This window comes from Pandoraea vervacti, assembly GCF_000934605.2.
Lineage (GTDB): Bacteria > Pseudomonadota > Gammaproteobacteria > Burkholderiales > Burkholderiaceae > Pandoraea > Pandoraea vervacti.
Genome location: NZ_CP010897.2, coordinates 3,207,862 through 3,233,174, shown reverse-complemented (window position 1 = coordinate 3,233,174; position 25,313 = coordinate 3,207,862). Strand labels below are relative to the sequence as shown.

General features: G+C 62.3%; 26 protein-coding genes and 1 tRNA gene. 12 read left to right on the top strand and 15 right to left on the bottom strand.

Going from position 1 to position 25,313, the window contains the following annotated elements; translation table 11 throughout:
• Nucleotides 1–6: 6 nt before the first annotated feature.
• Together UC34_RS14185 and ompR are read right to left on the bottom strand one after the other, a co-directional pair.
• The gene (locus UC34_RS14185; RefSeq protein ID WP_157123193.1) at nt 7–1,347 is read right to left on the bottom strand and encodes an ATP-binding protein; all 1,341 of its coding nucleotides are present in this window, start codon (nt 1,345–1,347) and stop codon (nt 7–9) included.
• A 179-nt stretch (nt 1,348–1,526) separates the two neighbouring features.
• Nucleotides 1,527–2,252 carry an osmolarity response regulator transcription factor OmpR gene (gene ompR, locus UC34_RS14180; protein WP_010808867.1) on the bottom strand — a complete coding sequence of 242 codons (726 nt, stop codon included), beginning with the start codon at nt 2,250–2,252 and terminating at the stop codon, nt 1,527–1,529.
• Between the two features lie 688 nt (nt 2,253–2,940).
• On the opposite strand from ompR, the gene UC34_RS14170 reads away from it, so the two are divergent.
• Both UC34_RS14170 and UC34_RS14165 read left to right on the top strand, forming a co-directional pair.
• Complete coding sequence (locus UC34_RS14170) at nt 2,941–4,530, top strand: DUF1800 domain-containing protein (protein ID WP_418303943.1); 1,590 nt, start codon at nt 2,941–2,943, stop codon at nt 4,528–4,530.
• 244 nt (nt 4,531–4,774) lie between these two features.
• Nucleotides 4,775–6,001: a DUF1501 domain-containing protein gene (locus UC34_RS14165; RefSeq protein ID WP_044458188.1), complete on the top strand. Its 1,227-nt coding sequence runs from the start codon at nt 4,775–4,777 to the stop codon at nt 5,999–6,001.
• Nucleotides 6,002–6,251: 250 nt separating this feature from the next.
• Here the strand turns inward: UC34_RS14165 and hpnD are convergent, their stop codons facing one another.
• The gene (hpnD, locus tag UC34_RS14160) at nt 6,252–7,127 is read right to left on the bottom strand and encodes a presqualene diphosphate synthase HpnD (RefSeq protein ID WP_044456055.1); all 876 of its coding nucleotides are present in this window, start codon (nt 7,125–7,127) and stop codon (nt 6,252–6,254) included.
• A 294-nt stretch (nt 7,128–7,421) separates the two neighbouring features.
• Here hpnD and UC34_RS14155 point away from each other — a divergent pair.
• Both UC34_RS14155 and UC34_RS25850 read left to right on the top strand, forming a co-directional pair.
• Nucleotides 7,422–7,508, top strand: a tRNA-Leu gene (locus UC34_RS14155).
• A 677-nt stretch (nt 7,509–8,185) separates the two neighbouring features.
• The gene (locus tag UC34_RS25850; RefSeq protein ID WP_072617479.1) at nt 8,186–8,638 is read left to right on the top strand and encodes a tyrosine-type recombinase/integrase; all 453 of its coding nucleotides are present in this window, start codon (nt 8,186–8,188) and stop codon (nt 8,636–8,638) included.
• 11 nt (nt 8,639–8,649) lie between these two features.
• On the opposite strand, the gene UC34_RS14145 is transcribed toward UC34_RS25850, so the two are convergent.
• The 5 genes from UC34_RS14145 to tnpA form a co-directional block, all read right to left on the bottom strand.
• Complete coding sequence (locus UC34_RS14145; RefSeq protein WP_044456054.1) at nt 8,650–8,952, bottom strand: addiction module antidote protein; 303 nt, start codon at nt 8,950–8,952, stop codon at nt 8,650–8,652.
• Complete coding sequence (locus UC34_RS14140) at nt 8,949–9,182, bottom strand: type II toxin-antitoxin system RelE/ParE family toxin (RefSeq protein WP_335645762.1); 234 nt, start codon at nt 9,180–9,182, stop codon at nt 8,949–8,951. The genes UC34_RS14145 and UC34_RS14140 overlap by 4 nt, the downstream gene beginning before the upstream one ends.
• A 104-nt stretch (nt 9,183–9,286) precedes the next feature.
• The gene (tnpC, locus tag UC34_RS14135; RefSeq protein ID WP_044453172.1) at nt 9,287–10,873 is read right to left on the bottom strand and encodes an IS66 family transposase; all 1,587 of its coding nucleotides are present in this window, start codon (nt 10,871–10,873) and stop codon (nt 9,287–9,289) included.
• Nucleotides 10,874–10,931: 58 nt separating this feature from the next.
• Nucleotides 10,932–11,279, bottom strand: coding sequence for an IS66 family insertion sequence element accessory protein TnpB (tnpB, locus tag UC34_RS14130; RefSeq protein WP_044453173.1), 348 nt, complete (start codon nt 11,277–11,279; stop codon nt 10,932–10,934).
• Nucleotides 11,276–11,764, bottom strand: a complete 489-nt coding sequence (tnpA, locus tag UC34_RS14125) for an IS66-like element accessory protein TnpA (RefSeq protein ID WP_084070255.1) — start codon at nt 11,762–11,764, stop codon at nt 11,276–11,278. Before tnpA ends, tnpB begins: the two co-directional genes overlap by 4 nt.
• A 1,244-nt stretch (nt 11,765–13,008) precedes the next feature.
• Here tnpA and UC34_RS14115 point away from each other — a divergent pair.
• The gene (locus UC34_RS14115) at nt 13,009–13,194 is read left to right on the top strand and encodes a hypothetical protein (protein WP_044456051.1); all 186 of its coding nucleotides are present in this window, start codon (nt 13,009–13,011) and stop codon (nt 13,192–13,194) included.
• 169 nt (nt 13,195–13,363) lie between these two features.
• Here the strand turns inward: UC34_RS14115 and UC34_RS14110 are convergent, their stop codons facing one another.
• A complete protein-coding gene (locus UC34_RS14110) occupies nt 13,364–14,221 on the bottom strand; it encodes a helix-turn-helix domain-containing protein (RefSeq protein ID WP_044456050.1) in 858 nt (285 codons plus the stop codon).
• A 346-nt stretch (nt 14,222–14,567) separates the two neighbouring features.
• Between UC34_RS14110 and UC34_RS14105 the strand changes: the two genes are divergently transcribed.
• Nucleotides 14,568–15,563 (top strand): PhzF family phenazine biosynthesis protein, encoded by a 996-nt coding sequence (locus UC34_RS14105; RefSeq protein ID WP_157123191.1) that lies wholly within the window; start codon nt 14,568–14,570, stop codon nt 15,561–15,563.
• 181 nt (nt 15,564–15,744) lie between these two features.
• Here the strand turns inward: UC34_RS14105 and UC34_RS14100 are convergent, their stop codons facing one another.
• Nucleotides 15,745–16,632: a LysR family transcriptional regulator gene (locus tag UC34_RS14100; protein ID WP_218919546.1), complete on the bottom strand. Its 888-nt coding sequence runs from the start codon at nt 16,630–16,632 to the stop codon at nt 15,745–15,747.
• A 301-nt stretch (nt 16,633–16,933) separates the two neighbouring features.
• Between UC34_RS14100 and UC34_RS14095 the strand changes: the two genes are divergently transcribed.
• The gene (locus UC34_RS14095) at nt 16,934–17,869 is read left to right on the top strand and encodes an aromatic alcohol reductase (protein ID WP_044456048.1); all 936 of its coding nucleotides are present in this window, start codon (nt 16,934–16,936) and stop codon (nt 17,867–17,869) included.
• Nucleotides 17,870–17,984: 115 nt separating this feature from the next.
• On the opposite strand, the gene UC34_RS14090 is transcribed toward UC34_RS14095, so the two are convergent.
• On the bottom strand, nt 17,985–18,539 hold the full coding sequence (locus UC34_RS14090) for a TetR/AcrR family transcriptional regulator (protein WP_044456047.1): 555 nt from the start codon (nt 18,537–18,539) through the stop codon (nt 17,985–17,987).
• A gap of 111 nt (nt 18,540–18,650) precedes the next feature.
• Between UC34_RS14090 and UC34_RS14085 the strand changes: the two genes are divergently transcribed.
• Together UC34_RS14085 and UC34_RS14080 are read left to right on the top strand one after the other, a co-directional pair.
• Complete coding sequence (locus UC34_RS14085; protein WP_044456046.1) at nt 18,651–19,670, top strand: NADP-dependent oxidoreductase; 1,020 nt, start codon at nt 18,651–18,653, stop codon at nt 19,668–19,670.
• A gap of 101 nt (nt 19,671–19,771) precedes the next feature.
• Nucleotides 19,772–20,137, top strand: coding sequence for a hypothetical protein (locus tag UC34_RS14080; protein WP_044456045.1), 366 nt, complete (start codon nt 19,772–19,774; stop codon nt 20,135–20,137).
• A 72-nt stretch (nt 20,138–20,209) separates the two neighbouring features.
• Here the strand turns inward: UC34_RS14080 and UC34_RS14075 are convergent, their stop codons facing one another.
• Nucleotides 20,210–21,127, bottom strand: a complete 918-nt coding sequence (locus UC34_RS14075) for an NmrA/HSCARG family protein (protein WP_044458185.1) — start codon at nt 21,125–21,127, stop codon at nt 20,210–20,212.
• A 101-nt stretch (nt 21,128–21,228) separates the two neighbouring features.
• Between UC34_RS14075 and UC34_RS14070 the strand changes: the two genes are divergently transcribed.
• The gene (locus UC34_RS14070) at nt 21,229–21,642 is read left to right on the top strand and encodes a winged helix-turn-helix transcriptional regulator (protein WP_044456044.1); all 414 of its coding nucleotides are present in this window, start codon (nt 21,229–21,231) and stop codon (nt 21,640–21,642) included.
• Between the two features lie 37 nt (nt 21,643–21,679).
• Here UC34_RS14070 and UC34_RS14065 read toward each other — a convergent pair whose 3' ends face one another.
• Nucleotides 21,680–22,459 carry an SDR family oxidoreductase gene (locus tag UC34_RS14065; protein WP_044456043.1) on the bottom strand — a complete coding sequence of 260 codons (780 nt, stop codon included), beginning with the start codon at nt 22,457–22,459 and terminating at the stop codon, nt 21,680–21,682.
• Nucleotides 22,460–22,519: 60 nt separating this feature from the next.
• Between UC34_RS14065 and UC34_RS14060 the strand changes: the two genes are divergently transcribed.
• The gene (locus UC34_RS14060) at nt 22,520–23,503 is read left to right on the top strand and encodes an AraC family transcriptional regulator (protein WP_237165110.1); all 984 of its coding nucleotides are present in this window, start codon (nt 22,520–22,522) and stop codon (nt 23,501–23,503) included.
• Here UC34_RS14060 and UC34_RS14055 read toward each other — a convergent pair.
• Complete coding sequence (locus UC34_RS14055) at nt 23,398–23,826, bottom strand: SDR family oxidoreductase (RefSeq protein ID WP_044456041.1); 429 nt, start codon at nt 23,824–23,826, stop codon at nt 23,398–23,400. The genes UC34_RS14060 and UC34_RS14055 overlap by 106 nt on opposite strands.
• Here UC34_RS14055 and UC34_RS14050 point away from each other — a divergent pair.
• The gene (locus UC34_RS14050; RefSeq protein WP_237165109.1) at nt 23,825–24,112 is read left to right on the top strand and encodes a hypothetical protein; all 288 of its coding nucleotides are present in this window, start codon (nt 23,825–23,827) and stop codon (nt 24,110–24,112) included. The genes UC34_RS14055 and UC34_RS14050 overlap by 2 nt on opposite strands.
• 243 nt (nt 24,113–24,355) lie before the next feature.
• Here UC34_RS14050 and UC34_RS14045 read toward each other — a convergent pair whose 3' ends face one another.
• The gene (locus UC34_RS14045) at nt 24,356–25,261 is read right to left on the bottom strand and encodes a LysR family transcriptional regulator (RefSeq protein WP_044456040.1); all 906 of its coding nucleotides are present in this window, start codon (nt 25,259–25,261) and stop codon (nt 24,356–24,358) included.
• Nucleotides 25,262–25,313 lie beyond the last annotated feature (52 nt).

Sequence of the window (25,313 nt, the reverse complement as noted above, 5' to 3'; positions counted from 1 at the left end):
AAACACTTATTTAGCAAGCGGAAATGACACGATGATTTCAAGGCCGGAACCCGGGCGAACGTTGCGTAGCGAGGCGTGGCCCTTGTAGCGCGTTGCAATGCGCTGGACGATCGCCATGCCAAGGCCGGTGCCGTCTGCCTTCGTGCGCGCGGTATCTACACGATAGAAGGGACGGAAGACGAGGTGCAGTTGTTCCTCGGGGATGCCGGGGCCGGTATCGCGCACGCGCATTTCGACGCGCTCGCCCAGCACGCGGGTCGAAATGTGAACGTTGGCGATATCGGATTGCGCGTCGCGCCCGTACTTGCGTGCGTTCTCGATCAGGTTCGTGAGCAGGCGCTTGAGGTCCGTGCGCTCGGCGAGCACCGGTGCCGAGTCGGCCAGATCGACGCTGAGGTTCAGATCGTCGCGTCCCTCGAAGTTGGCAGCCGTATCGCGGGCGATGTCCGACAGGTCGACGGATTGGGTCGTGCGCGAGGCCGGACGTGCGTAATCGAGGAAGCGGCCGATGATCTCGTCCATTTGCTCGATGTCGCTGATCATGTCGCGCTTGACCGATTCGTCCGACGGGCTCATCTCCGTCTCCAGCCGCAGTCGCGCGAGCGGCGTGCGCAGATCGTGCGAGATGCCGGCGAGCATCAGGGCGCGGTCGGCTTCGAGCCGGTCGAGCTCCTCGACCATCTGATTGAAGCTGCGGTTGGCCTCGGCCGCCTCGCCCATGCCGCGCTCCGGTAACGGATCGGGGCGCTGGCCTTCGCCGATCGCGCGTGCCGCGTGGGCCAGTCGCGCAAACGGGCGGTTCACCAGGGCGGTGATGAAGGCCGCGCCGATGAGCGAGAGCGCCAGCGCGAACGTGCCCCAACTGAACAGCTGCAGACCCGTTGCCGTGTCGATGCGGTCTTGCTCGATCGCGACCCAATAGTCGTCTTCATCGATCTTGAAGCTGATCCACATGGCGGGAATGTCATTGACCGATGCAGCGATGACGGTGTCCGTGCCCAGGCGTCGCTGAACATCGCGCACGATCAGGTCCTGCACCACGCCGCCGCGTTGCTTCTCAACGGCGTCTGCCGGCTCGCGCGGGTAGACGCGAATACCTTCGTTGCTCTCCAGATCCTGGAGCAGGGCGCGCCGCAGGTCTGGCTCCGAATAGAGCAGGGCGGTGCGGGTGAGCTTGACGATGGACACGAGTTGCTGCGCGACGCGTTGCGCGCGGGGTTCGCGTTCGATCACGCGGAAGCTCTGGTACCAGGCCGCGAGGCTGACACCGATGAGCAGTGCAATGAGGAAAAAGGTACGCCAGAACAGACCGCCGAAGAGCCCGCGTACCATCCGGATCGGATGCATGGGTGGCTCCGTCTAATGCGTGGCGTGTGCGTGTCGGAAGGCTTGCGGCGCGCAGTGGCGCAAGCGCAGGCGAGCCACGGTGAACGATAGGGGGCGCAATCTGAGGCAAGGCACAACGCCGGTGCGCGAAGGGAGCGCGACCGACGTCGTTGTATCGCTTGAGACGTGATGACGGCGGATCACGCGCCGCCATCCGGGATGAACACATAACCGAGGCCCCACACCGTCTGAATGAATCGGGGGCTGCCCGGGTCCGGCTCGATGAGCTTGCGCAGGCGCGAGATCTGCACGTCGAGGCTTCGGTCGAAGACTTCGTATTCGCGCCCGCGTGCGAGTTCCATGAGCTTTTCGCGCGAGAGCGGCTGACGGGGGTGGCGCGCGAAGACTTTCAGGACGGAGAATTCGCCGGTCGTGAGCGCGATTTCCTGGCCATTCTTCGTGAGCGTGCGGGTGGCGAGGTTCAGGGCGAAATCGCCAAACTCGAACGTCTCCATCGTTTCGCTGGGCGCACCGGGAAGTTCGGGCGGTGCTTGACGACGCAGCACGGCGTGAATGCGGGCGACGAGCTCTCGCGGGTTGAACGGCTTCGGCAAGTAGTCGTCTGCGCCCATCTCGAGTCCGACGATACGGTCGACATCCTCGCCTTTGGCCGTTAACATGATGATTGGCGTACGGTCGTTCGCGCCACGCAGACGGCGGCAAATAGAGAGACCGTCTTCACCGGGGAGCATCAGGTCGAGCACGAGCAGATCGAAGCGCTCGCGCACCCAAAGCTTGTTCATGGCCGTGGCATTTTCGGCCACAAAGACATTGAAACCCTGTTCCCCGAGGTAACGACGCAGCAGGTCGCGCAGGCGCGGATCGTCGTCGACAACCAGAATTTTGGGAGAGTTTTTGTTTTCCATGCCGTGTATCTTAGCCCGAAATGTTGCGAACTGAGGAGGCCGCCAAAGCGGGTTACAAAGGGTTACACAATTTACCCTACGGCTTGTGCGCTGACCATAGGCAGTGGGTACACTTGCACCCCTGCCAGGGCAAAAACAGCCGCATGGCATGAAGGACATACGCACAAGATGAGATGGGCTGCTGAGTTTACGCTACTGTTCGGGGGAATCATGCTCTGGGGACACCTGGGCGTGACCTATGCCCGTCCCACGGCGCATTTCAGCACGCAGTCACAGGATGCCAGCGCGCTCCGGATGCAGAACACCGCCCCCGCCGCACCTTCGCCGCGCAATCCCGCCAGGAAGACGTCGCCGAACGATCCGCAAGCCGATCGCCGTAGCGACGAATTGCAGAATCCGCCGCCTGGGCGCCGTCCCAATGGTCATATGTCCGCGGATGATCGGCGCTTGCTGCGTCAACACATTCAAGATGCCGTGCGTGAACTATATAGTCACTGACACGACGCGCGCTTTCCCGTCGCCATGGGAATGCCCCCACACGCTTCTTCCGAAAACGCCAGTGACGCTACTTTGACGCGAGCGTGCCATGAAGCCGAAACGACATCCGCCAGCCTCTGCCGACGCTGGCTTTTTTTGCGCCTCGGATTCGAGCGCTGCGCCAATGCTGCGCGTTGCGCGGCCGGTCCGGATGGTTCGCGGGCTCGCCTGCCTCGCGTTGATCGGGGCGCTGGCAGCGCCGATGGCGCAGGCGTCGGAATCCCGTTATCCGGGCGGAAATCAGGCATCCCATGCGACGCCGGCCAAAGCGGCAAGGTCCGCGCAACCCGTTGTCGATCCATCCGCCCGTGTTCTGACGCCTGACGACGCGCGTTATCTCCTCACGCGCACAGGCTATGCGCCGGACGCACGCGAGCTGGCGCCGTTCGTCGGCCTGACGCGGGCGCAAGCGGTCGACAGGCTGTTGGCGCAAGCGCGGCGCACGGCCGTGACACCGGCGCCCGTCTGGGCACAGGATCCTCCGCTCTACGGGCCGGCTACGAAAAACATGACGGCCGATGAGCGTCGCGCGCTCAACGAACGCCGCAATCGCATGGCGGCGTCGCTGAGCGCGTGGTGGGCGCAGGAAATGGCGACGACACCCTCGCCGCTCACCGAGCGCATGACCATGTTCTGGCACAACCACTTCGTGTCCAGCGGAGACAAGGTGCGTGAACCGGTCGTACTCTACCGGCAGAACGTCCTGCTGCGCGCCAATGCGCTGGGCAACTTCGGCACGATGCTGCACGAGGTGTCGAAAGATCCGGCAATGCTCATCTATCTGGATGGCGACGGGAACCGAAAGGGGCGGCCGAACGAGAATTTCGCACGAGAAGTGATGGAGCTGTTCACGCTCGGCGAAGGGCATTACACGGAGCAGGATGTGCGCGAAGCCGCGCGCGCCTATACCGGTTGGAGCATCGAGCGCACGACGATGACGTTCGTCTGGCGTCCCAACGTGCACGACACCGGCGAGAAAACCGTGCTGGGTCGCACGGGGGACTTCGATGGCGATCAGGTGCTCGATATCCTGCTGGCGCATCCGGAGACCGCGACGTTCGTCGTTGGCAAATTGTGGCGCGAGTTTGTATCGCCTGTGCCAGACACCGCCCAACTCGGGCGCGTTGCGAATGCGTTTCGCGCCAGCGGTTACGACATACGCGTGGCGATGCGCGCCTTGCTGCTTACGCCGACGTTCTGGGACATGCGCGTTCGCGGCACGCTGGTCAAATCGCCGTCCGAGTTCGTGACGGACACGGTGCGCGAGTTCGACATCGGCTATGACGATCCCCAACTGTTGGCGCAGCAAATGCGCGTGTTGGGGCAAGACCTGTTTCGTCCACCGAACGTGAAGGGATGGCCCGGCGGCGATGCCTGGATTGACAGCACCACGCTGCTCGCGCGCAAACAGTTCGTCGAGCGGATGTTCCGCGCAACGGAGAGCGCGAATGCAGGCGGGCCTTCCTCGATGTCCTCGATGCAGACGTACGCCGGCGTACAGCGCACGGCGCTGCGTGCGGCACAGCCGATGCCGCGAACGGTGGCGGGGGTGCGTTTCGACTTGTCTCGCTGGCTGGGGTCGTATGCATTGGGGCCGGTCGACGTGCCGGATGTTGCGGCGCGCGAGGCGTTGCAGCGGGCCGTGTTGCCGCTCGCGCCGGCCGCACCGCAAGCGCCTGGCGTGAACAGTGCCGCATTTCTGCAAGCGTTGCTGATGGACCCGGCGTACCAGTTGAAGTGATGCGAGCCCGGTATGCCGGTCGGTCTCGCCGTGATCGGTGGGGATGCGACATCGTCCCAGGCCGAGCATCTGGCGGGGGCTTCGTCCGGACCTTTGGGAACGGACGAACCGGTCTGACGGGAAGGGACTTCGATGCTCGCTGACGTCGCGGGCGGAAGTGGCAGGATGTATGCGTGTGTTTTTGAGGTGCGCCCCGCGAGCACGACGGTGCGGGGGCAGCTATGCGAGGTGTGTGATGCAGAAGATGTGTCGTCGCGATTTTCTGGCTTTCGCGGGCGGATTGGGGGCGGCGTGGCTGGCCCCGGCACCGGTCTTGGCCGCAGCGAAAGACTTGTCCGGAATACTGCCGGGCACCGGAAGCAACTACGGCAACTTGCTGATTCTCGTCGAACTCAAGGGGGGCAATGACGGGCTGAACACTGTCATTCCGTTTGCGGACCCGATGTATGCGAGTTTGCGCCCGAATATCGGCATCAAGCGCGAGCAGGTGGTGCAACTGGACGAGCACAGCGGTTTGCACCCGGAGATGCGTGCGTTGTTGCCGATGTGGCAGGCCGGGGAGTTGGCGATCGTGCAGGGGGTGGGTTATCCGCAGCCAAACCTGTCGCATTTCCGCTCGATCGAGATATGGAATACGGCGTCGCGCTCAGACGAGTACTTGCGCGACGGTTGGTTGTCGCGGGCATTTGCCGAGCAGGCCGTGCCGGCCGGTTTCGACGCGGACGGCGTGATCGTCGGCAGTGCGGAACTTGGGCCCTTGAGCGGGGGCGCACGCGCCGTGACGTTGACGAATCCGGCGCAGTTCTTGCGCGACGCGAATCTGGCATCGGCGAATGCATCGCAGGTGAGCAACCCTGCGTTGGCGCATGTGTTGCGTGTCGAGAACGACATCGTGAAGGCGGCCGACGGTTTGCGTCCGAGGCAGGGGCAATATGTTTTGCGCACACCGATGCCGCCGGGCGCGTTCGGCAATGTGGTCAGGACGGCATTGCAGGTGGTGGCTGCGGCGGATTCGCCGACGGGCGTGCCGCAGCCAGGGCGTGGTGTGGCGGTGTTGCGCCTGACGCTGAATGGGTTCGACACGCATCGGAATCAGCCTGGGCAGCAGGCGAATTTGCTGCGTCAGTTGTCGCAGGGGATGATGGCGTTGCGTGCGGGGCTGACCGAGTTGAATCGGTGGCAATCGACGATGATCGTCACGTATGCGGAGTTTGGGCGGCGTCCACGCGAGAACCAGAGCAACGGCACGGACCATGGCACGGTCGCGCCGCACTTTATTGCGGGTGGACGCGTACGGGGTGGTTTGTACGGCGAGGTGCCCAGACTGGACCGTCTCGACGGCAACGGCAACTTACCGTTCGCCGTCGATTTCCGCGACATCTACGCCACGGTGCTGCAACGCTGGTGGGGTTTGAATCCTCAGCCCGTGCTTGGCGGCGCATTCAAGCCGTTGGATGTCTTGCGCGTTTGAGTGGGAACCTTCGTGAGCGTCAGGATTCGATTGCGTGAGGCGTGAGGCGTGAGGCGTGAGGCGTGAGGCGTGAGGCGTGAGGCGTGAGGCGTGAGGCGTGAGGCGTGAGGCGTGAGGCGTGAGGCGTGAGGCGTGAGGCGTGAGGCGTGAGGCGTGAGGCGTGATACCCCGACGCCTAATGCGTGATACGTAAGGCGTAAGGCGCGAAGCATGACGCGTCAGGCACGCGGTCTGAGGCGTCAGGCGAGAGTTATCGTGCGCGCCATGCTTTCCAGAATTTGCGCAGGGGCGTGAGGTCGATCCGCTGGTGGAGCACTTGATAGTCGCTGGCGGCGGTTTCATCCATCAGGGCCAGTTGCAGCGAGGCGAGGGCGAGCAGCGGACGTTGCTTGCGGCGATCCTTTTTGGGGATGGCGGCAGCGGCTGCCGAAATCGCCTCGTGTGCGCGGGCGTGCTGAAATTTCATCAGATCGACGAAGGCAGGCGAGTATTTGCCGTTCTGGATGTCGGCGGCGGTGACGCCGAAGCGTTGCAGTTCGTCGATGGGAAAGTAGACGTAGCCTGCACGCGCGTCGACGCCGGCGTCCGTCACACGTCGGCCGAGCGTGATGGCATGGCCCAGGGCGCGGGCGAGGGCAGGGGTTTGCGGGTCGTCGAAGCCGTAGACGTGTGAGGCGAGTTCGGCGGGGGCGCCGCCGGCGGCGTCGCAGTAGTGCGTGAGTCCTGCGAAATCGAGATAGCGCATTTGCGAGAGGTCCATCTCGGCGCCATGCATGACAGCCTCGAATGCTTCGCGCGACAGGCCGGTACGCTTGACGACGGGGGCGAGTGCACGTGTGACGGGGTGTGCCGGTTTCCCGTCAAACAGTCGTGCGAGTTCCTGGCGCCACCAGTCGAGCTTGGCGTGCGCGACACCGGGATCGTGGACGGCCGAATGAATATCGGTAATTTCCTGGCAGAAGGCGTGAACGGCGTAGGCGTCGTCGCGTTTGGACGGCGGCAGTTGAAGCAGAGCGTAATAGAGCGCGGAGCCGGGGGGGCCTGCTTTCTGGCGGCAGTATTCGTTGGCCTGAGCGGGGTTGGCGGGGGAGCCGGGGGAGCTATCGGCGGTCTCGTGGGGTTGCATGCGAATGGGGTATCGGTTTGGTCAGGTGCCCGTCAGGCGGCGCGCAGAAGCGCAGTGGGGCAAATGCCATGAATTGGGGCGAATTCTAGCATTGGGCGGCGAGAAGGACGGATGCAGCGACTCGCCTCGCAGGGAGATTGCCGGCCAATAGTGGTTCATGTAGAATACGCGCCTGCTTTGACGCGTGCAGCGGGGCGGCGACAAGTCGCCCTTTTTCATGTCCGACAGGACGCAAGCACGCCGTCGACCCGATGCCGGGACGTCGTACCTACAAGGAAGCGACGCCCACGGGCTGCGAGGATGGCGAAATTGGTAGACGCACCAGGTTTAGGTCCTGACGCCCGAAAGGGTGTAGGGGTTCGAGTCCCCTTCCTCGCACCAACTTTCCGTTTTGGCATCGGTTTTGTAGGTCTTACTTCTTCCCGCAATATCTCGCAAACGACCTGCCTGTAAGGCTTGGCGGGGTTTTTTGCGTGAATTCCGATTGTTCTTCCGGCGCGCAAAACCTCACATCTTCAAACCTAAAATCGATGGGTCGGCCCCATTGGGGCCCCAAAGCGGCCCCATTGGGGCCCCAAAGCGGCCCCAAGAAATGGCATCGATTACGAAGACTTCCAGCGGTTGGAGAGCGCAGGTAAAACAGAACGGCGTGCGGGACAGTCGCACGTTTGACACGAAGGCTGCTGCGTTAGCGTGGAGCGCGAAGCGTGAGACGGAGCTGCGATCTATCGCGGATGGTTTTGGCAGTAAGACGCTCACCGTTGGTGACGTGCTGCGAGAGTATGAACTCAAGGTTAGTCCGACAAAACGCGGGGCAAGGTGGGAGAGGCTGCGCTTGCCGTTGATTGGTAGTAAGGAGATCGGTGGGCGGAAGTTTGCGGAGATCAAGCTAGCGGATCTACGGCCTAGTCATATTGCTGCGTGGCACGATGCCCGGATGCGCGAAGTTTCAGGATCATCGACCTCGCGCGAAATGTCTCTGATGTCGCATGCGTTTCTGGTGGCCAGGAAGGAGTGGGGCTGGCTGGTGACCGCCGGATGCGCCGGGGCGCGAGCGCTTGATTTCGCAGGAGGAAATCGACGCTTTGCTTGCGAGTATGGGCTACGAAGAGGGACTGCCGGTAGAAATGCCGATGCAGCGTGTAGCCGTGGCATTTCTCTTCGCGATAGAAACCGCCATGCGCTCCAGCGAAATCCTAGCCCTCACAGCTTCCTCGGTGAACTACAAGGGCAAGTTCGCGCGCTTACCTATGACCAAGAACGGTACGGCGCGAAATGTACCGTTGTCCTCCCGGGCAATCGAACTCCTGAAGATGCTTCCGGCAGTGGACAAGGGCGAAGCACTGTTCGCCCTGTCTACGTCCAGCCGTGACGCACTGACCTGCCCCAAGAATTTCGTACCAATCAAATCTAGAGACAATGGCTCCTCAGCGCATATTACGCGTTGGCACGTGGCGGGCTTGGCAAGCGTTTTTCGTATGGCCTTGGGTGCGGGGGAAATAAGCGGTTGAAAGTATCTCTTTTATGCGTGCGCCGCGCGGTCAGGGACTGTCGAAAGCTTTACGCCTAGCGCGTGCATGACTCGCAATACTGTGGAGAATCGGGGTTGAGCATTGGGTGATAGCGCCTTGTACAAACTCTCTCGACCAAGGCCGGCGGCTAGTGCCACCTGCGTCATGCCTTTCGCCTTGGCCACATCGGCAATCGCGGATAGAAAAAGCGCTGGGTCATTCTCTTCAAGCGCCGCGTTGAGGTACTCGGCGATCATTTCATCGCTATCGAGATACTCCGACGCGTCAAACCGAGTGATGTCTGTTCTACTCATTTCAGCGACTCCATGCGGACCTTGTTCCAAAAATCCCGGGCGCGAGCAATGTCCGCCTGTTGGGTTGACTTGCCGCCTCCGCAAACCAGCAAGTAAGTGATTTCGCCATCTCTACCGTAGTACACGCGGTATCCCGGCCCGTGGTCGATGCGCATTTCCCACAGACCACCGCCGAGCGACTTGGAGTCTCCAAAGTTCCCGGCCTCGGCGCGCCTAATGCGCAGCGCGATCTTGGCTCTGCCCGTTACATCTTTCAGCTTACCAAGCCACGTTCGAAACGTAAGCGCTCGATGTGTACCGTAGATCGGGTTGTTGACGCGGCGGTAAATGGCGGTTAGCGAATGGGTTCGATCTTGGCGATGTCAGGCAGTTGCTGCGCCACGTTCCATGGCAGCAACTCGTCGATCCGATTGACCGGGTGATCGGCGATGCGCTCGAGCACGTAGGCGAGGTAGGCTTCGGGGTTGATGCCGTTCAAGCGTGCCGTGCCGATCAGGCTGTACATCGCCGCAGCACGCTCACCGCCCGAGTCGGCGCCGGCAAACAGATAATTGCGGCGGCCAATCGCCACGCCGCGCAGCGCACGCTCGGCAATCAGGTTATCGATCTCCGCCTGCCCGTCCTCGCAGTAATAGGCGAGCGCGGGCCAGCGGTTCAGGGAGTACTGAATCGCGCGGGTGGTGTCGGACTTCGCAGAGAGTGTTGGCAGCACTGATTCGTACCACTGCCGTAACGCTTCGAGCCGAGGTACAGCCTGTGCCTGTCGCACTTGCCGTCGCTCGTCCGGTGGTTTGCCCCGGATTTCGGCTTCTATGCGATATAGCTCGCCGATGCGGTGCAGAGCTTCTTCTGTAATGGCGTTGGGGCGTACCGCATGCAGGTCGTAGATCTTGCGTCGCGCGTGCGCCATGCACGCCGCTTCGCGGATGCTGTCGTTTTCATAAAGTGGCGCGTAACCGGCAAACGCATCGGCTTGCAGCACCCCGTTAAAGCTTGCCAGATGTCGCTGTGGGTGCTCGCCCCGTCGATCAGGCGTGTAAGCAAACCAAACGGCAGGTGCCTCATGGGAGCCGCACGGCCGGTCATCACGCACGTACACCCAGAGCCGTCCAGTCTTGGTGCTACCTCGCCCGGGCTCTAACACCGGCAATGGTGTGTCATCGCCGTGGACCTTGGTGCCGCCCAGCGCGTAGGCACGCACAGCATCCACCAGCGGATTTAACAACCAGCTCACGCGCCCCAGCCAATGCCCCATCTGCCCGGCCTCGAGTTCCACACCGTCACGGGCATAGATCGCCTGCTGGCGGTACAGCGGTTGGTGATCGAGGAATTTGCTGGTAATGATGTGCGCGAGCAGATGGGGGCCAGCCACGCCACGCTCAATCGGGCGACTCGGTGCCGGCTGCTGCACAATCGTGTCGCAGCACGCACAAGCGAGCTTGGGGCGGCGGTGGCGAATCACACGGAAGTGCGCTCGCACGTATTCGAGCTGCTCCGAGACGTCTTCTCCCAGCGGCTTGAGTTTGCCGCCACAGGCCGGGCAATCTTCGGCCTCGGGTAGGTAGACGCGCTCTTCACGCGCAAGGTGTTCTGGCAGCGCCTGGCGCTCGGATCGGACTTTTACTTGGGACTTAATCGGCGTGGCAGCCTCGGTGGCACCTTCGGCGGCTTGCAAGTCCTCCAGACGCAGCTCGAGTTGTTCGATCTGGCGTGCGAGCTTCTCGGATTTTCGTCCAAACTGCATGCGCTTGAGCTTGTCGATGAGCAGCTTCAAATGCGCAATCTCTTGCTCGCGCGATGTGAGGCGCGTTTGCAGCGCGGCGAGCTGTATTTCGCGCTCGTGCAAAACCTGCTGGCTAGCCAACACCAACGCCTTGAGGGCATCGATGTCGTCAGGCAGATTGGCGCGGGAGAAGCTCATGACGTAAGCCTATCGTCCAGTGCGCCCGCTGCCTATCGGATATCTCCCAAAAAATACGTTATCTCGCACTGCGTGGGCGAGCCGCGTCGATGGGCTCGCGCCAATCGAACCCTTCAAGCAAGAGTGAGAGCTGCGCAGTGGTGAGTGCCACGACACCACCATCGGCCCGTGGCCACGCGAAGCGACCTTTCTCCAGCCGCTTGGCCAGCAAGCACAATCCGCCATCGCTCCAGCACAGCGCTTTGAGCAAATCACCACGACGACCACGAAACAGGAAGATGTGCCCCGAGAACGGATCCTTATGCAGCACCGACTCGACCTTGGCAGCTAAACCATTGAAGCCGCAGCGCATATCTGTCACGCCAGCGGCGATCCACACACGCGTGTTCGAGGGCAACCCGATCATGTGCGTAGCTCCGAAATCAACTCGCGCAGTAACTCCAAACTCAGCGGACCATCGAAGCGCATTGTGCCGCCACGCATCACCAACTCGATCTTCCCCTCGTGCCTCGATGAACATCGTGAGGTCGGGACTGCTTGGTCTGCCGTCGGCGTGGCGATGCCAACGAGAGCCTTCGTGATCGTCACGGGAACAAACTCGGTCACCGAAGCCGCGGAACTCTGGCGAGTAACAAGCTCAGGTGTGACATCACCGTAAGCGCCAGCCAGATAATGCCGGCGCCATTTGAATAACAAGTTGGCGTTGATGCCTGCCTTGCGCGCTGTCAAAGCAACCGACGCACCTGGCCTTAACGTTGCCTCGACCGTCGCGCGCTTGAACTCCATTGGGAAATTCGCTCGTCGGTAAGGTACCGCTTCCACAGCCACACTCAAAACCTTGTCCACTTTTGTGCCCACCATTTCATTTGGTGGACGCAAAAGTACCCACATACTCTCCTCGCATCAAGACGGTACTCCTCGAGCCTTTACTTCGAAACTCTCTTGTCTGGTTGATGATGTACATTTATGAGTGTATCCATTTGGATACGAAAAGTCAAAATTGTGTTGATAAGATGCTCGGCTCCACGCGCAGCAGTCGACGTCGGCAGCGGGGCAGGCGATTGGGGCTACTTCATTGGATGAGGGCGGAAAGCGGATCGGATGCATTGCTGACTGAGTGCATAGCACCAGCTCGTAGCAGAGGTTAGTCGAGGCGGAAATCTAGTGCGAATGTGGCGGGTAGTCTATGAGGGCGCAGGCCTCGTAGCGGTTGAGCCCAACGCACTTCGGGCGACAACTTCCAGCTTTAACGGTGGTGTCGAAGTGATGCCGATGTAACCCGGCCTTTCGACCGCAACAACCCTGACCGTCAGTTCTTGGCCTTGGGTCTTGATTCGCATCGTCAAACCTCCTTATGCACATGGCGCGGCTTACGGAAGAAAGCCGCCTCGGACACCCGGCTCATATAGGACTAAAGTCCAATGCGGTGCCTCCATTTGGCCGCTACGCTCGGAAACGCAATGGGTGTATTCATTGCGCCGGAGCCGACTCGGCCCCATGTCGGTAGCGGCCACGTGCTACGCCACGGAAAGCCGATAGACCAATAGAGGTAAGAATGGAAAAGGAACTTCAACCGGGGAAGCTCGGAGACTCGACGGAAGTTGACAAGCGCACCGTCGCTGAGTTGACCGAGGGCGAGATGGCTCAGGTTAGCGGGGGATTCGGGGAGTCTTTTGGGGGACGAGCTGTCCCCGTCGCTACCCCTAACTCCAACAACGCGCGGTTCGGTCCCACCCAGCGTCCTGGCACCCGATAAACAAGCGCAGCAGGCGCAGCGCCCCGTGCGACTCCCGGTCTAACCGGCACACGGCGGCGCTGCGTTTGTGTCGACTACCTCGCCGTCGACACGTCAATGATTTGTTCCTCGTACCACCTCCCGCTTTGGCATCGCTTTCGCGGGCCTCACCGGGTCCCGCAATTTCCTGCAAACACTCGCCAAATAAAACGCAGTTCCCCAACGAACGCTCCGCGCCCCCATCCCACATAGGACTAAAGTCCAATGCGCAGCTTTCATTTGGTCACCATGCTCCGGCGTGCAATGGCCGAAAGTCCATTGTGCCGGCGCTGACTCGGCACCAAGTCGGCAGCGGCGCCGTGCGTTTGCGCGGCAAGCCGATAGACCAGTAGGAGTGAGAATGGAAAAGGACCTTCAGCCCGCGAAGCCGGGTGAGAACATGGACGTTGAAAAAGGCAAGCTCGCTGAGTTGAGCGAGACGGAGGTCGCTCAGGTGGGCGGTGGGTTCGGCGCTAACCGGTCGAACTGCGCTGTTCCCGTGCAATCCGGAAAAGATGGAATTGCAGGCGGCAAGAGCGTCCTCTAACTTCACGGTTAGATAGCATCAGGACCAGCGCCGCATGAAACTCCAGGTCAGCGCGACCCACCGCGGCGCTGCGCTCGTACCGCTCCATCGCAAGACGCTGCCACCCTCGCCGCCCACGCCGCCCGACGCGCCAACGCCCCCCCCGACGCCGATCCGCGTTTACGCAAGCTCAATCCGCCGGCGAGCCAGCACTTTTGAACGCGTTCGGTGGCGCATATCCGTATTTCCTGAAAAGCCGCGCCAGATACGATGGCGATTCGAGCCCTACCGCGGCGGCCACGCCAAGCACCGTCATGCCCGGCGCATTAAGCAGCGACACAGCCATCTCGACTCGGCGCCGCGATTGATAATCCACCACGGTTTCGCCTGTGACGTCGCGGAAAATTCGCGTCAACGTCCGGCGAGATAACCCGAATTCGTAAGCGATGCGATCGAGCGGGACAGGCTGCTCAAGCGTCGCGTCCAAAAACGCACGGATGTCGCGAACGATCTCTGCATTTGCCGCCATCCGATCGGCGCTCAACGGTGCCGACGTCAACCCCGCTTCAATGCAGGTCGCCGCCAGCATGCGGGCGCTGAGCTCTGCGCGAAAGGTCGACAGTTCGGGAGAAAGGGCAGGGCCGGAGGCACTGGCATCCATCGTGGCGACCCGCACGGCATCCAGAAGAAGCATCGGCGCGGACCAGATCGTGACACGCGAACAGGAAAGCTTACGCTGCGCCTTTCGCTCACAGAACGCGACAAAGTCGCTCGCCACATAGACCGCCACATGGGCCTGGCCTGCGCGATAGCCCCGCGTGTCATGCACGCGCTGCGGCGGTATGACCACGAAGGATTTGGGGGCGACCCGTACGGGCAAGACGTTCGTTTCGACGTTGAGCACCAGTTGCCCGGTTCTCGGTAGCAGAAACATGTACTCGTCATCATGCATATGCGGCTGCGTACGGTACTCGCCAACCGACACGTGCCGCACGTCGGCGATTCGATCACCGCAGAGATGACGCTGAGCGGTCGGATAGGACTTCACGTTACGCTTCCTCGGCAGTACAGGGCCTGCAATGACATGCACGACAATTTGCGACGAATGACGACTGTCGATGCGGCACGGTCGTCACCCTGCGGCATCACATTCAAGCGCCCAGTATAGCCTCAGCAAACGCATCGCAAATCCCCCCAGCCATCTCGTCAATACGCGCTCGTCCGACGCCAGCGCCGACCACGATCTCCGGGAAACTACCTATCTTTGCCCGGTGCGCTCGGCCGGGGACTTCCGGCATTTGGCCCGATCGGACGCCATCCATGGCCCGATAAGCGGCGACGGTCTTTTTCCGCCTCGTCATGCTTGCGCCACCTGCCACCGCGAGAGTTCCCAAATGCCACCCAATCTTTACGATCCCACCGGGATCGCCGGTACCACCGGTACCACCGGTACCACCGGTACCACCGATACCACCGATACCACCGATACCACCGATATCACCCGCCGCACCGACGCCGCACCGGACCTGCGTTTCGTCAACGTATTCTCCGCTGGCTCCAATGGCGGAAATCCCGCACCCGTCGTGCTCGACGCCGATCACTTGTCGGCCGACGAGATGAAAGCGATCGCCGCGCGCTACGGGCATGAGAGCGCCTTTGTCTGCCGCGCCGCAGACCCTCGTCACGCCTTCCGCCTACGTTTCTTCGTACCGGCGCACGAAATGGAAATGTGTGGCCACGCCACGCTTGGCGCAATGTGGTTGCTGCGTCAGGCAGCCCGGTGGACGACGCCCAAGGCCACTGTCGAGACGTTGAGCGGCATTGTCGACGTGCGTTTTGACGACGAAACCAAACGCATCGATGTCGGACAGCCCAGAGGCATCGTGGAACCGATCAACGATCCATCGTTGATCGGTTCCGTCTGCGAAGTCTTGCGCATCTCGCACGACGACCTTGCCCCGATCGGCATCGTCAACGCGCGGACGAGTCGCACGAAGACGCTGATCCCGCTCAAGTCGGTCGACGTGCTCGATGCGCTCGCCCCCCGACTGCCGGGCGTCGCCGCACTGTGCGACGCCCTCGACTCGACGGGGCTGTACCCGTTCGCCGTCGAGTGCGCGAGGCCGCTCGAACTGCATGCGCGTCAGTTCCCGCGCGCCTCGGGGTATCCCGAAGACGCGGCTACCGGGATTGCCGCTGCCGCCACGCTATACGGCGCCATCCACTACGGCTTGCTCCGCGACGGCGATTCCACCATGCGGGTGTACCAAGGCTTCGCGATGGGGCGACCGTCGTGCATTCGCGTCGCCTTGCGCGATCCCTTCGACAGCAGTGCAGGTTGCTGGATCAGCGGCGCCGTCGAATTCACCCTGCTGGCGTCGCTGGCATGAAGATCGTCGACAGCGGGCAGGTGCGGACAGTGTCCTCGATGTGGTGTCGGACATCATGACACCCGCCACACGCGCGTGCGCAGGCCTGCGACGGCTACCGATCAACATCCCGGAAGTGAGACGGCTGTTGATCATGGGCGTCTATTACCTCCTCGACATGGGGCGCGTCGCCACCCATGCATCAGGCGTCGCCTTGTCCGTTGAAAATCCGAACGCACCAGTCGACAAAGGTGCGCAGCGCAGCCGATCGGTAGCGACTCTGTGGATACAGGAGGGATATGGGTTCGGCAGGTGCGGTGTGGTCTTGCAAGACCTGCTTCAGGCGGCCTTCGGCGATCAGGGCGTCCACCATGTAGTCCGCGCTTCTGATCAGGCCCAGTCCCGCCACACCGCTCGCGACATACGCCTCGGTGTCGTCGACCGACACTTGCTCCGACATGGCAATTGCGTGCAATTGCCCCGCTTTCTGGAAGACCCACTCGGCCGACCGGCCCGTCCTGCTGGAGATGTAACCCACCGCGTGATGCTCGCGAAGATCTTCAGGCGACACGGGTTCGCCGTGATTGGCGAGATAGGCAGGGGATGCGCAAACGAGCCATCGAAAGGTCGTCAGCCGACGCGCGACGAGTGTGGCGGACGGTTGGGGTTCCCCGGCTCGGATGACGCAGTCGAGGCCTTCCTGCACGAGGTCGGAGACCGAATCGCTCAGTCGCAGTCCGACGTCGATGTGGGGGTGTCGCGCGGTGAATTGTGGAAGCGCCGGAATGATGATGCGGCTTGCCAGCGAGGGCGTGGTGCTTACGCGAATGGACCCGCGAACCTCCCCCTCGGGCCCGGCGATAGCCTCCTCGGCACTTTGCACCTCATGCAGGATCAGCTTGCAGCTTTCGTAGTAGCGTTGTCCCGCGTCGGTGAGGCTTAGCGCGCGCGTGGTTCGGTTCAGAAGTCGTGTGCCGAGATGCGCTTCGAGGTCCTTGATCGTCTTCGTCACCGTGGCGGGCGGCAGCGACAGCGTACCGGCGGCCTTCTTGAACCCGTGGGTCTCGACCACCCGAGTAAAAATTTCCATCGCCTGCAATCTGTCCACCACGCTCACTCTCCCTGTTTTCCGGCGCCTGCGCTCGATATCGACATATCGGGCATACCGGCATACCGGCATACCGGCGCCAGCGATGTTCTCCGACGTTTGTCCAACCGTCCAGACAATTCGTCAATCGTGAATTCTGAAAACCGCGCTTGCGGTCTTATCGCGGCGACCGAATGACGCCACCATAAGGACGTCTCCGGCCGATCCTGCGCAACGCAGTGCGCCAGCGCGTCGATCCACTTCACGAACGCATGACAAAGATTATCAAACAAGGAATTTCACGATGAACGACACAAAGGTCAACATTGAAAACATGATCGTCCTCGGGGCGGGCCAACTCGGCATGGCGGTGCTGCGCGCTCTTGTACCCGCACGTTCGCGACGGCACCCCCCCAAAACGCCGATTACGGTATTGGTCTCGCCGCAGATGATCGACGCACCGTCGTCACAGGATAGCGAGAACCTGTCGGCGCTTCGTCAACTCGGTGTGGAGATCGTCGCCTTCGACCTGGCGGCCGAGGGCGAGGCGCTGACGGACCTGTTCAGACGATTCCGGACGGTCGTCAATTGCACGGGATTCGTGGCTGGCCCCGGCACGCAACTGAAAATCACCCGGGCGGCCCTGGACGCGGGCGTCGAGCGCTATTTCCCATGGCAGTTCGGCGTCGACTATGACGTGGTCGGTCGCGGCAGCGGACAGCCTGTGTTCGACGAACAGTACGAAGTGCGTCAGTTGCTTCGTGCGCAATCGAAGACCGAGTGGGTCATTGTGTCGACGGGGATGTTTACCAGCTTCCTGTTCGAGCCGGCGTTCGACGTGGTCAATCTTGACCATGGCACGATTCATGGGCTGGGCAGTTGGGAGACTAAGGTGACTGTGACGACACCCGAGGACGTCGGCAAGCTCACCACGCATATCCTGCTCGCCGAACCGCGCATCGTCGACGAAGTCGTGTATGTCGCAGGCGACACCCTCTCTTATGGTCGGCTGGCCGAGGTGGTGGAGCGGGTCACCGGCCGCACGTTTGAGAAGACGGCGTGGAGCCTCGAAAAGCTGCGCGCGGACCTGAGCGCTGCGCCCGGCGACGTCATGACGCGTTATCGCGCGGCGTTTGCCGCCGGAGACGGCATGTGGTGGGACAAGTCCACCACATACAATGCGCGCGAAGGTCTTTCCACCGTCGATGTGCAGGCGTACCTGCGCTCGCGGCTGGGGTGATGCGCCGCAGGCCGCCATCGGCCCTCTAGGCGGCGTCGGCAGGACCTGTCGGAACGGCCCATGCGCATGGCGGACATGGCGTGGCTGGCGTCGGACAACGTCCGTTCAGCCGTTCTTACCGAGGGGCGTTCGCCAGAATTGCGTCGGCAATCACGCGCATGATCCGATCGGCACGAGAGGCGTGCGACGGTTGTTCGCGAAGCCAGGCGAGCGCCGCGATCAGATCGAACAGTTCGGCGCCATCGAGGTCGCTTCGCGCCACGCCTTGCCTTTGTGCATGGGCGAGAAGCGACGCCCCTGCGGCTCTTAGCTTGATGCACGACGCATGAAGCGCGGACTCGGGGTCTTCGATCGCGGCCATCATCGGTGCGATGATGCCGCGGTGCGCATGGGTGAAAGCGATGGTCTCCTGCAGCCATGACAGCAGGGCATGGTCAGCGGCATCTGACGTCTCGAGGTGTCTCGCCCTCGCAGCCAACGCGTCGAAACTCGACGCCAGCAACGCCTCCAACAACGCCTCACGCGTCGGAAAATGGCGGTAGAGCGTGCCCAAGCCCACTCCGGCTCGTCGCGCGATATCGCGCAATGACGCTTCCGCGCCCTGATCGGCAAAGACTTCCCGCGCCGTCGACAGCAATTGGTCGTAGTTCTTCTGAGCATCGGCTCGCATAAATGTTCTTGGAAGTGTTCTTGAAAGTGTCCTTGACAAACGGAGCACTGCTCCATATATTTGGAGCAGTGCTCCGTTCACGTTAAAGCATTTCTGCGAAAGAGGAAAGTCATGCCCATCGATACGATGAAGGCCGTTAGGCAACATGCCTTTGGTGGCCCCGAGGTGCTGCGGTATGAAACCGCGCCGATTCCGGTGCCGAAGTCCGGCGAAGTTCTCGTGCGGGTTCACGCGGTGGGCATCAATCCTCCCGATGGGTATCTTCGCGAGGGGTACAAGATGCTGCCTCCGGAGTGGCGGCCGCAGTTGTCGTTTCCACTGATCCTGGGGACCGATATTTCGGGGGTCGTCGCATCGGCCGCCGATGACGTCAAAGCCTTCGCTGTCGGCGACGAAGTCTATTCGATGGTGCGGTTCCCCAGTGGTATGGCGGGCGACAGTCGGGCGTATGCCGAGTACGTCGTCGTGCCGGTGTCGGAGCTCGCGCGCAAACCTCGTGGCATCGACCATGTGCATGCGGCCGGAGCGCCGATGTCCTTGCTCACGGCTTGGCAGTTCCTGGTCGATCTCGGGCACGACGAACCGAATCCGTTACAGCCGCATCGGCATGTACCGGTGCCGCTCGAAGGCAGGACGGTGCTGGTGAATGGGGCCGCGGGCGGCGTCGGGCATTTCGCGGTGCAACTGGCCAAATGGAAAGGGGCCCGAGTGATCGCCGTGGCGTCCGGCAGGCATGAGGCAATGCTGCGTGAGCTCGGTGCGGACGAAGTGCTGGACTACACAAAGACGGCGCCCGAAACGTCGATTCGCGATGTTGATCTCGTTGTCGATTCGGTGGGCGGGCCCGGCGCCGGTCGGTTCATTCCGACCCTGCGTCGGGGCGGCGCGCTTTTTCCGGTGTTCCCTCTGGGGTTCTCCGATGCCGAAGCGGCCGAAAAGGCGGGTGTTACGGTGTCGGCAACGCAGGTGCGATCCAGTGGCGCACAGCTCGAAATGCTTGCCGGTTTGCTGGACGCCGGAACGATTCGCGTCGTGATCGACAGCACTTACGCGCTGGCAGAGGCTCACGTGGCGCACGAGCGGGCGAGCCGGGGTCATATTCAGGGCAAGCTCGTCCTCAAGGTTCGATAGACGGGGTTGCTACCCAAACCGTCGTTTCCATCCGCCAAGTCAGAAACGTGTGCGCGCCGACGTTCGCCGCCGAGGACGCGCGACGCAACCGGGAAACTCATATGGCCCTCATGCAAGCGGTCGTCAACGACCTGTTCAACCAGCCGCATTTGACGACGCGAGACGCCGTCGGGCGACACTTCGCGCCGTCGTTTCGACAACGCACAAACGGTGAGTGGAGCGATTTCGATGCGTTTGTCGCCAACATCGACCAGTTCCGACGACGCGTCGCGCACGCGTGCGTGACCGTGCTGGACGAGTTCTCCGATGGCGAGCGATATGCGGAGCGCCACATCATCGACCTGCTCACACACGACGGACAGAAAATCGTTCAGGAAGTCTTCATGTTCGCCGAGCGCGACGCCGACGGACGGTTTCGCAGAATCGAGGAGACGACGCTGTCGCTGGGGGCCGCGTCAGACGGCTGAGCTACGTGCATTCGACTTGGATTCGATTTGTCGTGTGCGAAAAAAGCCGCCGCGCGAAAGCGGAGGCGGCGCTCAACCCCGATCATAGGCCCACGTACCGTTCGCGCCGAGCGCACGGGCGAACGACGCTCGGCCGGGGCCTGCGAGCCACTCGCGAACGGACAGCATCGAAGGATGGATCGCGCGCAGCATGCCGAGATCCGCATTCCCGGCGAGTGGCCCTTCATTGACCAGCGCAGTGAGTTTGTTCAGGAAGGGGCTCGCGGCAAGCGTCTCCTCGGTGAAGCGGGCGTAGGCGATCCTGCGCCCCGCCGCCTCGCTGAGCAACGTCTCGAGCGACTCGCCGGTCACCGTGTCGCCGGCGATTTCAAAGGTCTGTCCACCGAAACGGTGCGCCGCGGCGAACACCGGTTCGACGAACTTGCCGATATCCTCGACCGCCAGCAATTGCATTGCCTGCCTCGGATGCAGGAAAAAATTGAATCGCCCCTCGTTGAGCCCGAGTCCGGGCATGGCCAGCGTCTCCATGAAGGTCACGGGGCGAACGATGGTCGCCATGATCGGCAAAGACCGAATGTGCGCTTCGATGCGCATCTTGCTGTCGAAATGGCCAACGCCGGTAGGCTTGTCGCCGACCGCCGCTCCCGAGCTGTAGACCAGGTGGCTGACGCCGCATTCCACCGCCATGTCTGCGATCGAGATACCGAAACGAACCTCGTCTTTGTCCGTCAACTCCCCGCTCGGCGACGACTGCTGCACGCTGAATACCCCGTGCACGCCGCCCATGGCCGCGCGGATGGCGTCGGTGTCGGCGTAGGTACCCTGAACGAGTTGCGCGCCGGCGTTGCGCAGTGCGATGGCTTTCTCGGAAGCAGGATCTCGCACCAGCACGCGCAATGGCCAATCCGCCTTGAGCAGCGCAGCGGCGACCGAGCCGCCCTGTTGACCGGTAGCACCAAAGACAAGAACAGGTTTTTTGGGGTCCGACATGTATGCCCTCACGTGCATGGTGATGAGCCGCTAATTTAAACTCCGGTAGCATCCGCCGGAAGACGGCACATTGATTAACCTTGGGCACAAGCATGATACGAATGCAACGCACCATTCACGGTCGACCTTACGAACAAACGGAAGCGGGGCCGAAATTCCGGCCATGCGCACCGCATGACGTGCTTGCCCGACTCGGTGACAAATGGACGATTCTTGTCGTGTCTCACCTTGCCATCGCCGAAGGGCACCGTCTGCGTTTTTCCGAACTCAAACGCGGTATCGAAGGGATTACGCAGCGCATGCTCACGCTCACGCTGCGCAATCTCGAACGGGATGGGTTGCTGACCCGGCACTGCTTTGCAGAAGTCCCGCCACGCGTCGAGTACGAACTCACGGAAATGGGTGACAGCCTGCTCCCCGCGTTGGCGGGCTTCACGGCGTGGATACGAGACAACTGGCCGCGGCTGGAAGCCTGCCGACGCGCGTTCGACGAGGCGCAGCGACAGGACTCGTGAGCTCGCAGGCAGACCGGACGGCATGCCTTGGCGGGCCCTAGAGGAACATCCCGCCCGAGGCCTCGATGCGCTGCGCATTGATCCAGCGATTGTCTTCGGCCAGTAGCGATGCAATCAGCGGCCCGATGTCGTCGGGCAGTCCCGCTCTGCCCAGCGCCGTATTGCTCGCGACGAAGCGGTTGAGTTCCGGGTTGTCGCGAACCGCACCGCCGCTGAAATCCGTCTGGATCGCCCCCGGCGCCACCGTATTCGCCGCGATGCCGCGTTTGCCCAGTTCGACGGCCAGATAGCGCGTGAGCACTTCCACGGCGCCCTTCATGCTCGCGTACGGCGCACTGTTGGGAAGGGTGATGCGCGTAAGCCCCGACGAGATGTTCACGATGCGGCCGCCGTCGCGCAAGATCGGCAGGAGGGTCTGCGTGAGGAAGAATACGCCCTTGAAATGGACGTTGTAGAGACTATCCAGCTCCTGCTCGGTAGTCGTTGCTATCGCGTTGTGATGCGAGATCCCCGCGTTGTTGACGAGGAAATCCAGCTTGTCGGTACCGAGCGACGACAGCGCCGCGCGCACCTCGGCGGAGAAGGCTTCAAAGGTGGAGACGTTGCCGACATCGAGTGGCAAGGCGATGGCCTGAGCGCCGTTGGCCGCGACCTCGGCGACCACCTCATCGGCTTGCGCACGGTTCGAGTGGTAAGTGAAGATGCTGCGGATGCCTCGCCAGGCCAGGCTCTGTACGGTACTGCGTCCGAGGCCGCGGCTTCCTCCGGTTACCAGTGCGACGGGGTTGGGGGATGTCGTGTAGATCGTGTCAGTCATGGGGGGTTCCGGGAAATGGATACGGAACCCTTAGCGTAGAGCGGCAGGCGCGCCACGCCTATGCCGAAACTATCCTGTTTATTGCCCGATCCTGCTTTTTCCGGTAGCTTGCGCGACATGGATACCCGAGCTGAACACGCGACGTCGATGGCCACACTGGTCGACGCAGTCAACCGCTACACCGCTCGCCAATCTGGCGAGAGCCCGTTCTACACGATCGCGGACGGGCTGGTCGTTCTGCGCGCTCAGTGCCATCGGCATCCGACCCAACTGATACACAAACCCGCGTTGTGTATCGTCGTTCAGGGCGCCAAATGGACCGCATTCGGCGCTCACAAACTCGTCTACCGGGCGGGTGAGGCGCTGGTCGTCAACCTCGAAATGCCGGGGGCGAGCCAGGTGATCGAAGGCAGCGCCGATCGACCGTATCTGAGCATCGTGATCGAACTCGATCAGGCGGCGACGCGCGAAGTCCTCGCGCAGCTTGATTCACCGCCCGCTGCCGACACCGACGCGCCGGAAAGCGCTTTCGTCATGCCGCTGGAAAGCGAGCTGATCGATTGCGCGTCGCGCGCAATCCGACTGCTGGAGACGCCGGACGCGGTTCCGGTGCTGTACCCGCTTCTCATGCGCGAAATTTGCTATTGGCTACTGAGCGGTCCGCACGGGGGACGCATCGCAAACGCGATCGTCGGCGGCGAGCGGCATGTGGGCGTTGTCAAGGCGATGCACGTCTTGCGCGAACGTTTTGCGCAGCCATTCCGGATCGAGGAACTGGCGGCATTCGCGAAGCTGAGTCCCTCGGCGTTTCATCACAAGTTCAAGGCGCTCACCTGCGTCACGCCCCTGCAATACCAGAAGCAGATTCGCCTGCTCGAAGCGAGGCGTCTGATGGCGGCCGGCGAAGCCAACGTGCAGAGCGCGGCGGCGCGTGTCGGCTATGAAAGCGCCTCGCAGTTCAATCGCGAGTACACGCGCATGTTCGGTGCGCCGCCCAAGCGGGATATTTCGACGTTCGGTCGCGTGGGGCGGCGCTCATCGTAGTCCCCGCCGATGCGCGAGAACACCGACATCGCTTGCGCACCGGCGCGCGCTTGCGGAATCGTTATCCAGGCGGCGTTCATGTCGGTTTCCGTCACGCCGGGCATGACGGCGTTGACCGTGATGCCCCGCGCACCGAATTCCGGGGCAAGTGCCAGCGTCAATGTTTCGAGCGCCCCCTTCGATGCGGCATAGGCAGGATGGGTCGGCGCCGCCACCCGGGTGAATCCCGTCGAAACATTGATGATCCTTCCGTTGTCCCGAATGTGATCGGCGACCGCCTGGATCAGGAAGAACGGCGCCTCGGGGCGGCCGCGCGGTTGCATGATTTCGACAGCGGTGCTCCAGCATGCCGACAAGAGCGAGTCTGTCGCGCAATGGGTGGCTGCGCGACGGGATCTCGGGTTGAAGACGATCAGGGCGCGCTTCGATCGTGCAGTCGCCGAGGGCGAGCTGGCCAGCGATACCGACACCGAAGCCTTGGCGCGCTTTTTCGGCGCAGTCGTGCAAGGCATGTCGGCGCAAGCCTGCGATGGCGCGAGCAAGGCAATGCTAAAACGCATGGCCGATGTCGCACTATCCGCATGGCCCGGTGCGATAGGCGGCCGGTGACACGGATGGGAACGTCAGTTGCGCGAGCATTTGGAGGCACGACAGGGCTGGCAGGCGCGCACGTCGACACGTGATCGCCTGCGAGCATCAGATAGGTCCAAGCCATACGGTTCTCCTAGAAAGAGCCGGGCCGTCCCGGAATGTCTCGTCAACAGGTGAAGTCGTCCTCACGCCCGACACTAAACGAGTTCACGCGAATCGCTGCAATGGTATGGCGGACGCTCAATGGCTATCGGGCGCAGATCAGCCGAGCTTGAGCTTCGGAATGTCAGCGATGAGGGCGTTGACGGCGCAGCGCGTTTTCGAGGGCAGGTAAGGCGTCTTCGGCCACACCACGTGGATCGGTAGCGGACGCGGGCCGCACAGGTCGCGCACGGCAACCAGCTTACCGGCTGCGATGTGCCGCTCCAGCAACCAGCAAGGCAGGTAGACGAGTCCCAGACCGGCGATGCCCGCGTCGGCGATGGCCTGCACGTCGTCCAGACTCAACTGTCGCGTGATTGGCAGTTCTCGCTCGCTGCCATCGGCGTCGAGCACCTGCCATGCGGACGCCGTGCCGTTGCGCGAATAGGAAATGCCCGTGTGACCGGCGAAGTCTTCGAGAGCAACAGGCTTGCCGTACTGCGCGAGATACGAGGCCGATGCACCGATGCTCAGGTGCTGCGTGCCAAGACGTCGTGCCTCCAGCCGCGTGGTATCGCGCAGATCGCCGATGCGCACGGCGAGATCGAAATGCTCTTCGATAAGATCGACGGCCCGGTCGGAAAACGAGATGTCGATTTGCAGCTTCGGATGCTGACGCGCGAGCCCGAACAGCACTGGCGCAACGCATTGATGGCCGAAGGCAATCGGCACACTCACGCGTAATCTGCCACGCGGCTCGCTCAGCCCGCTCTCCACTTCCGCCGCACCCGCGTCCAGTTCAGCCAATGCCCTCACACAGCGGTCGTAATACACGCGACCCGCCTCGGTCAGCGTGTGACTGCGCGTCGTGCGATGCAGCAGTCGCACACCCAGTCGCGCTTCCAGGCGAGAAATCACCTTGCCGATGGCAGAGCGCGTCAGGTGCAGGCGTTCGGCGGCAAGCGTGAAGCTCCCCGCTTCGACGACCTGCACGAAGACCGCGACGCCGTCGAGTTCGTTCGTCATGTGGGATTCCTGTGAGACAACGTGTGAAAGATTCGGTCTTACACGTCCCTTA

What these genes read in the sequence shown, in the direction of transcription:
- UC34_RS14185 (WP_157123193.1), bottom strand. Translation starts at nt 1,347, where the DNA reads ATGCATCCGATCCGGATGGTACGCGGGCTCTTCGGCGGTCTGTTCTGG.
- ompR (WP_010808867.1), bottom strand. Translation starts at nt 2,252, where the DNA reads ATGGAAAACAAAAACTCTCCCAAAATTCTGGTTGTCGACGACGATCCG.
- UC34_RS14170 (WP_418303943.1), top strand. Translation starts at nt 2,941, where the DNA reads ATGGTTCGCGGGCTCGCCTGCCTCGCGTTGATCGGGGCGCTGGCAGCG.
- UC34_RS14165 (WP_044458188.1), top strand. Translation starts at nt 4,775, where the DNA reads ATGTGTCGTCGCGATTTTCTGGCTTTCGCGGGCGGATTGGGGGCGGCG.
- hpnD (WP_044456055.1), bottom strand. Translation starts at nt 7,127, where the DNA reads ATGCAACCCCACGAGACCGCCGATAGCTCCCCCGGCTCCCCCGCCAAC.
- UC34_RS14145 (WP_044456054.1), bottom strand. Translation starts at nt 8,952, where the DNA reads ATGAGTAGAACAGACATCACTCGGTTTGACGCGTCGGAGTATCTCGAT.
- tnpC (WP_044453172.1), bottom strand. Translation starts at nt 10,873, where the DNA reads ATGAGCTTCTCCCGCGCCAATCTGCCTGACGACATCGATGCCCTCAAG.
- tnpB (WP_044453173.1), bottom strand. Translation starts at nt 11,279, where the DNA reads ATGATCGGGTTGCCCTCGAACACGCGTGTGTGGATCGCCGCTGGCGTG.
- tnpA (WP_084070255.1), bottom strand. Translation starts at nt 11,764, where the DNA reads ATGTGGGTACTTTTGCGTCCACCAAATGAAATGGTGGGCACAAAAGTG.
- UC34_RS14115 (WP_044456051.1), top strand. Translation starts at nt 13,009, where the DNA reads ATGGAAAAGGACCTTCAGCCCGCGAAGCCGGGTGAGAACATGGACGTT.
- UC34_RS14105 (WP_157123191.1), top strand. Translation starts at nt 14,568, where the DNA reads ATGCCACCCAATCTTTACGATCCCACCGGGATCGCCGGTACCACCGGT.
- UC34_RS14100 (WP_218919546.1), bottom strand. Translation starts at nt 16,632, where the DNA reads ATGGAAATTTTTACTCGGGTGGTCGAGACCCACGGGTTCAAGAAGGCC.
- UC34_RS14095 (WP_044456048.1), top strand. Translation starts at nt 16,934, where the DNA reads ATGAACGACACAAAGGTCAACATTGAAAACATGATCGTCCTCGGGGCG.
- UC34_RS14090 (WP_044456047.1), bottom strand. Translation starts at nt 18,539, where the DNA reads ATGCGAGCCGATGCTCAGAAGAACTACGACCAATTGCTGTCGACGGCG.
- UC34_RS14085 (WP_044456046.1), top strand. Translation starts at nt 18,651, where the DNA reads ATGCCCATCGATACGATGAAGGCCGTTAGGCAACATGCCTTTGGTGGC.
- UC34_RS14080 (WP_044456045.1), top strand. Translation starts at nt 19,772, where the DNA reads ATGGCCCTCATGCAAGCGGTCGTCAACGACCTGTTCAACCAGCCGCAT.
- UC34_RS14075 (WP_044458185.1), bottom strand. Translation starts at nt 21,127, where the DNA reads ATGTCGGACCCCAAAAAACCTGTTCTTGTCTTTGGTGCTACCGGTCAA.
- UC34_RS14070 (WP_044456044.1), top strand. Translation starts at nt 21,229, where the DNA reads ATGCAACGCACCATTCACGGTCGACCTTACGAACAAACGGAAGCGGGG.
- UC34_RS14065 (WP_044456043.1), bottom strand. Translation starts at nt 22,459, where the DNA reads ATGACTGACACGATCTACACGACATCCCCCAACCCCGTCGCACTGGTA.
- UC34_RS14060 (WP_237165110.1), top strand. Translation starts at nt 22,520, where the DNA reads ATGCCGAAACTATCCTGTTTATTGCCCGATCCTGCTTTTTCCGGTAGC.
- UC34_RS14050 (WP_237165109.1), top strand. Translation starts at nt 23,825, where the DNA reads ATGATTTCGACAGCGGTGCTCCAGCATGCCGACAAGAGCGAGTCTGTC.
- UC34_RS14055 (WP_044456041.1), bottom strand. Translation starts at nt 23,826, where the DNA reads ATGCAACCGCGCGGCCGCCCCGAGGCGCCGTTCTTCCTGATCCAGGCG.
- UC34_RS14045 (WP_044456040.1), bottom strand. Translation starts at nt 25,261, where the DNA reads ATGACGAACGAACTCGACGGCGTCGCGGTCTTCGTGCAGGTCGTCGAA.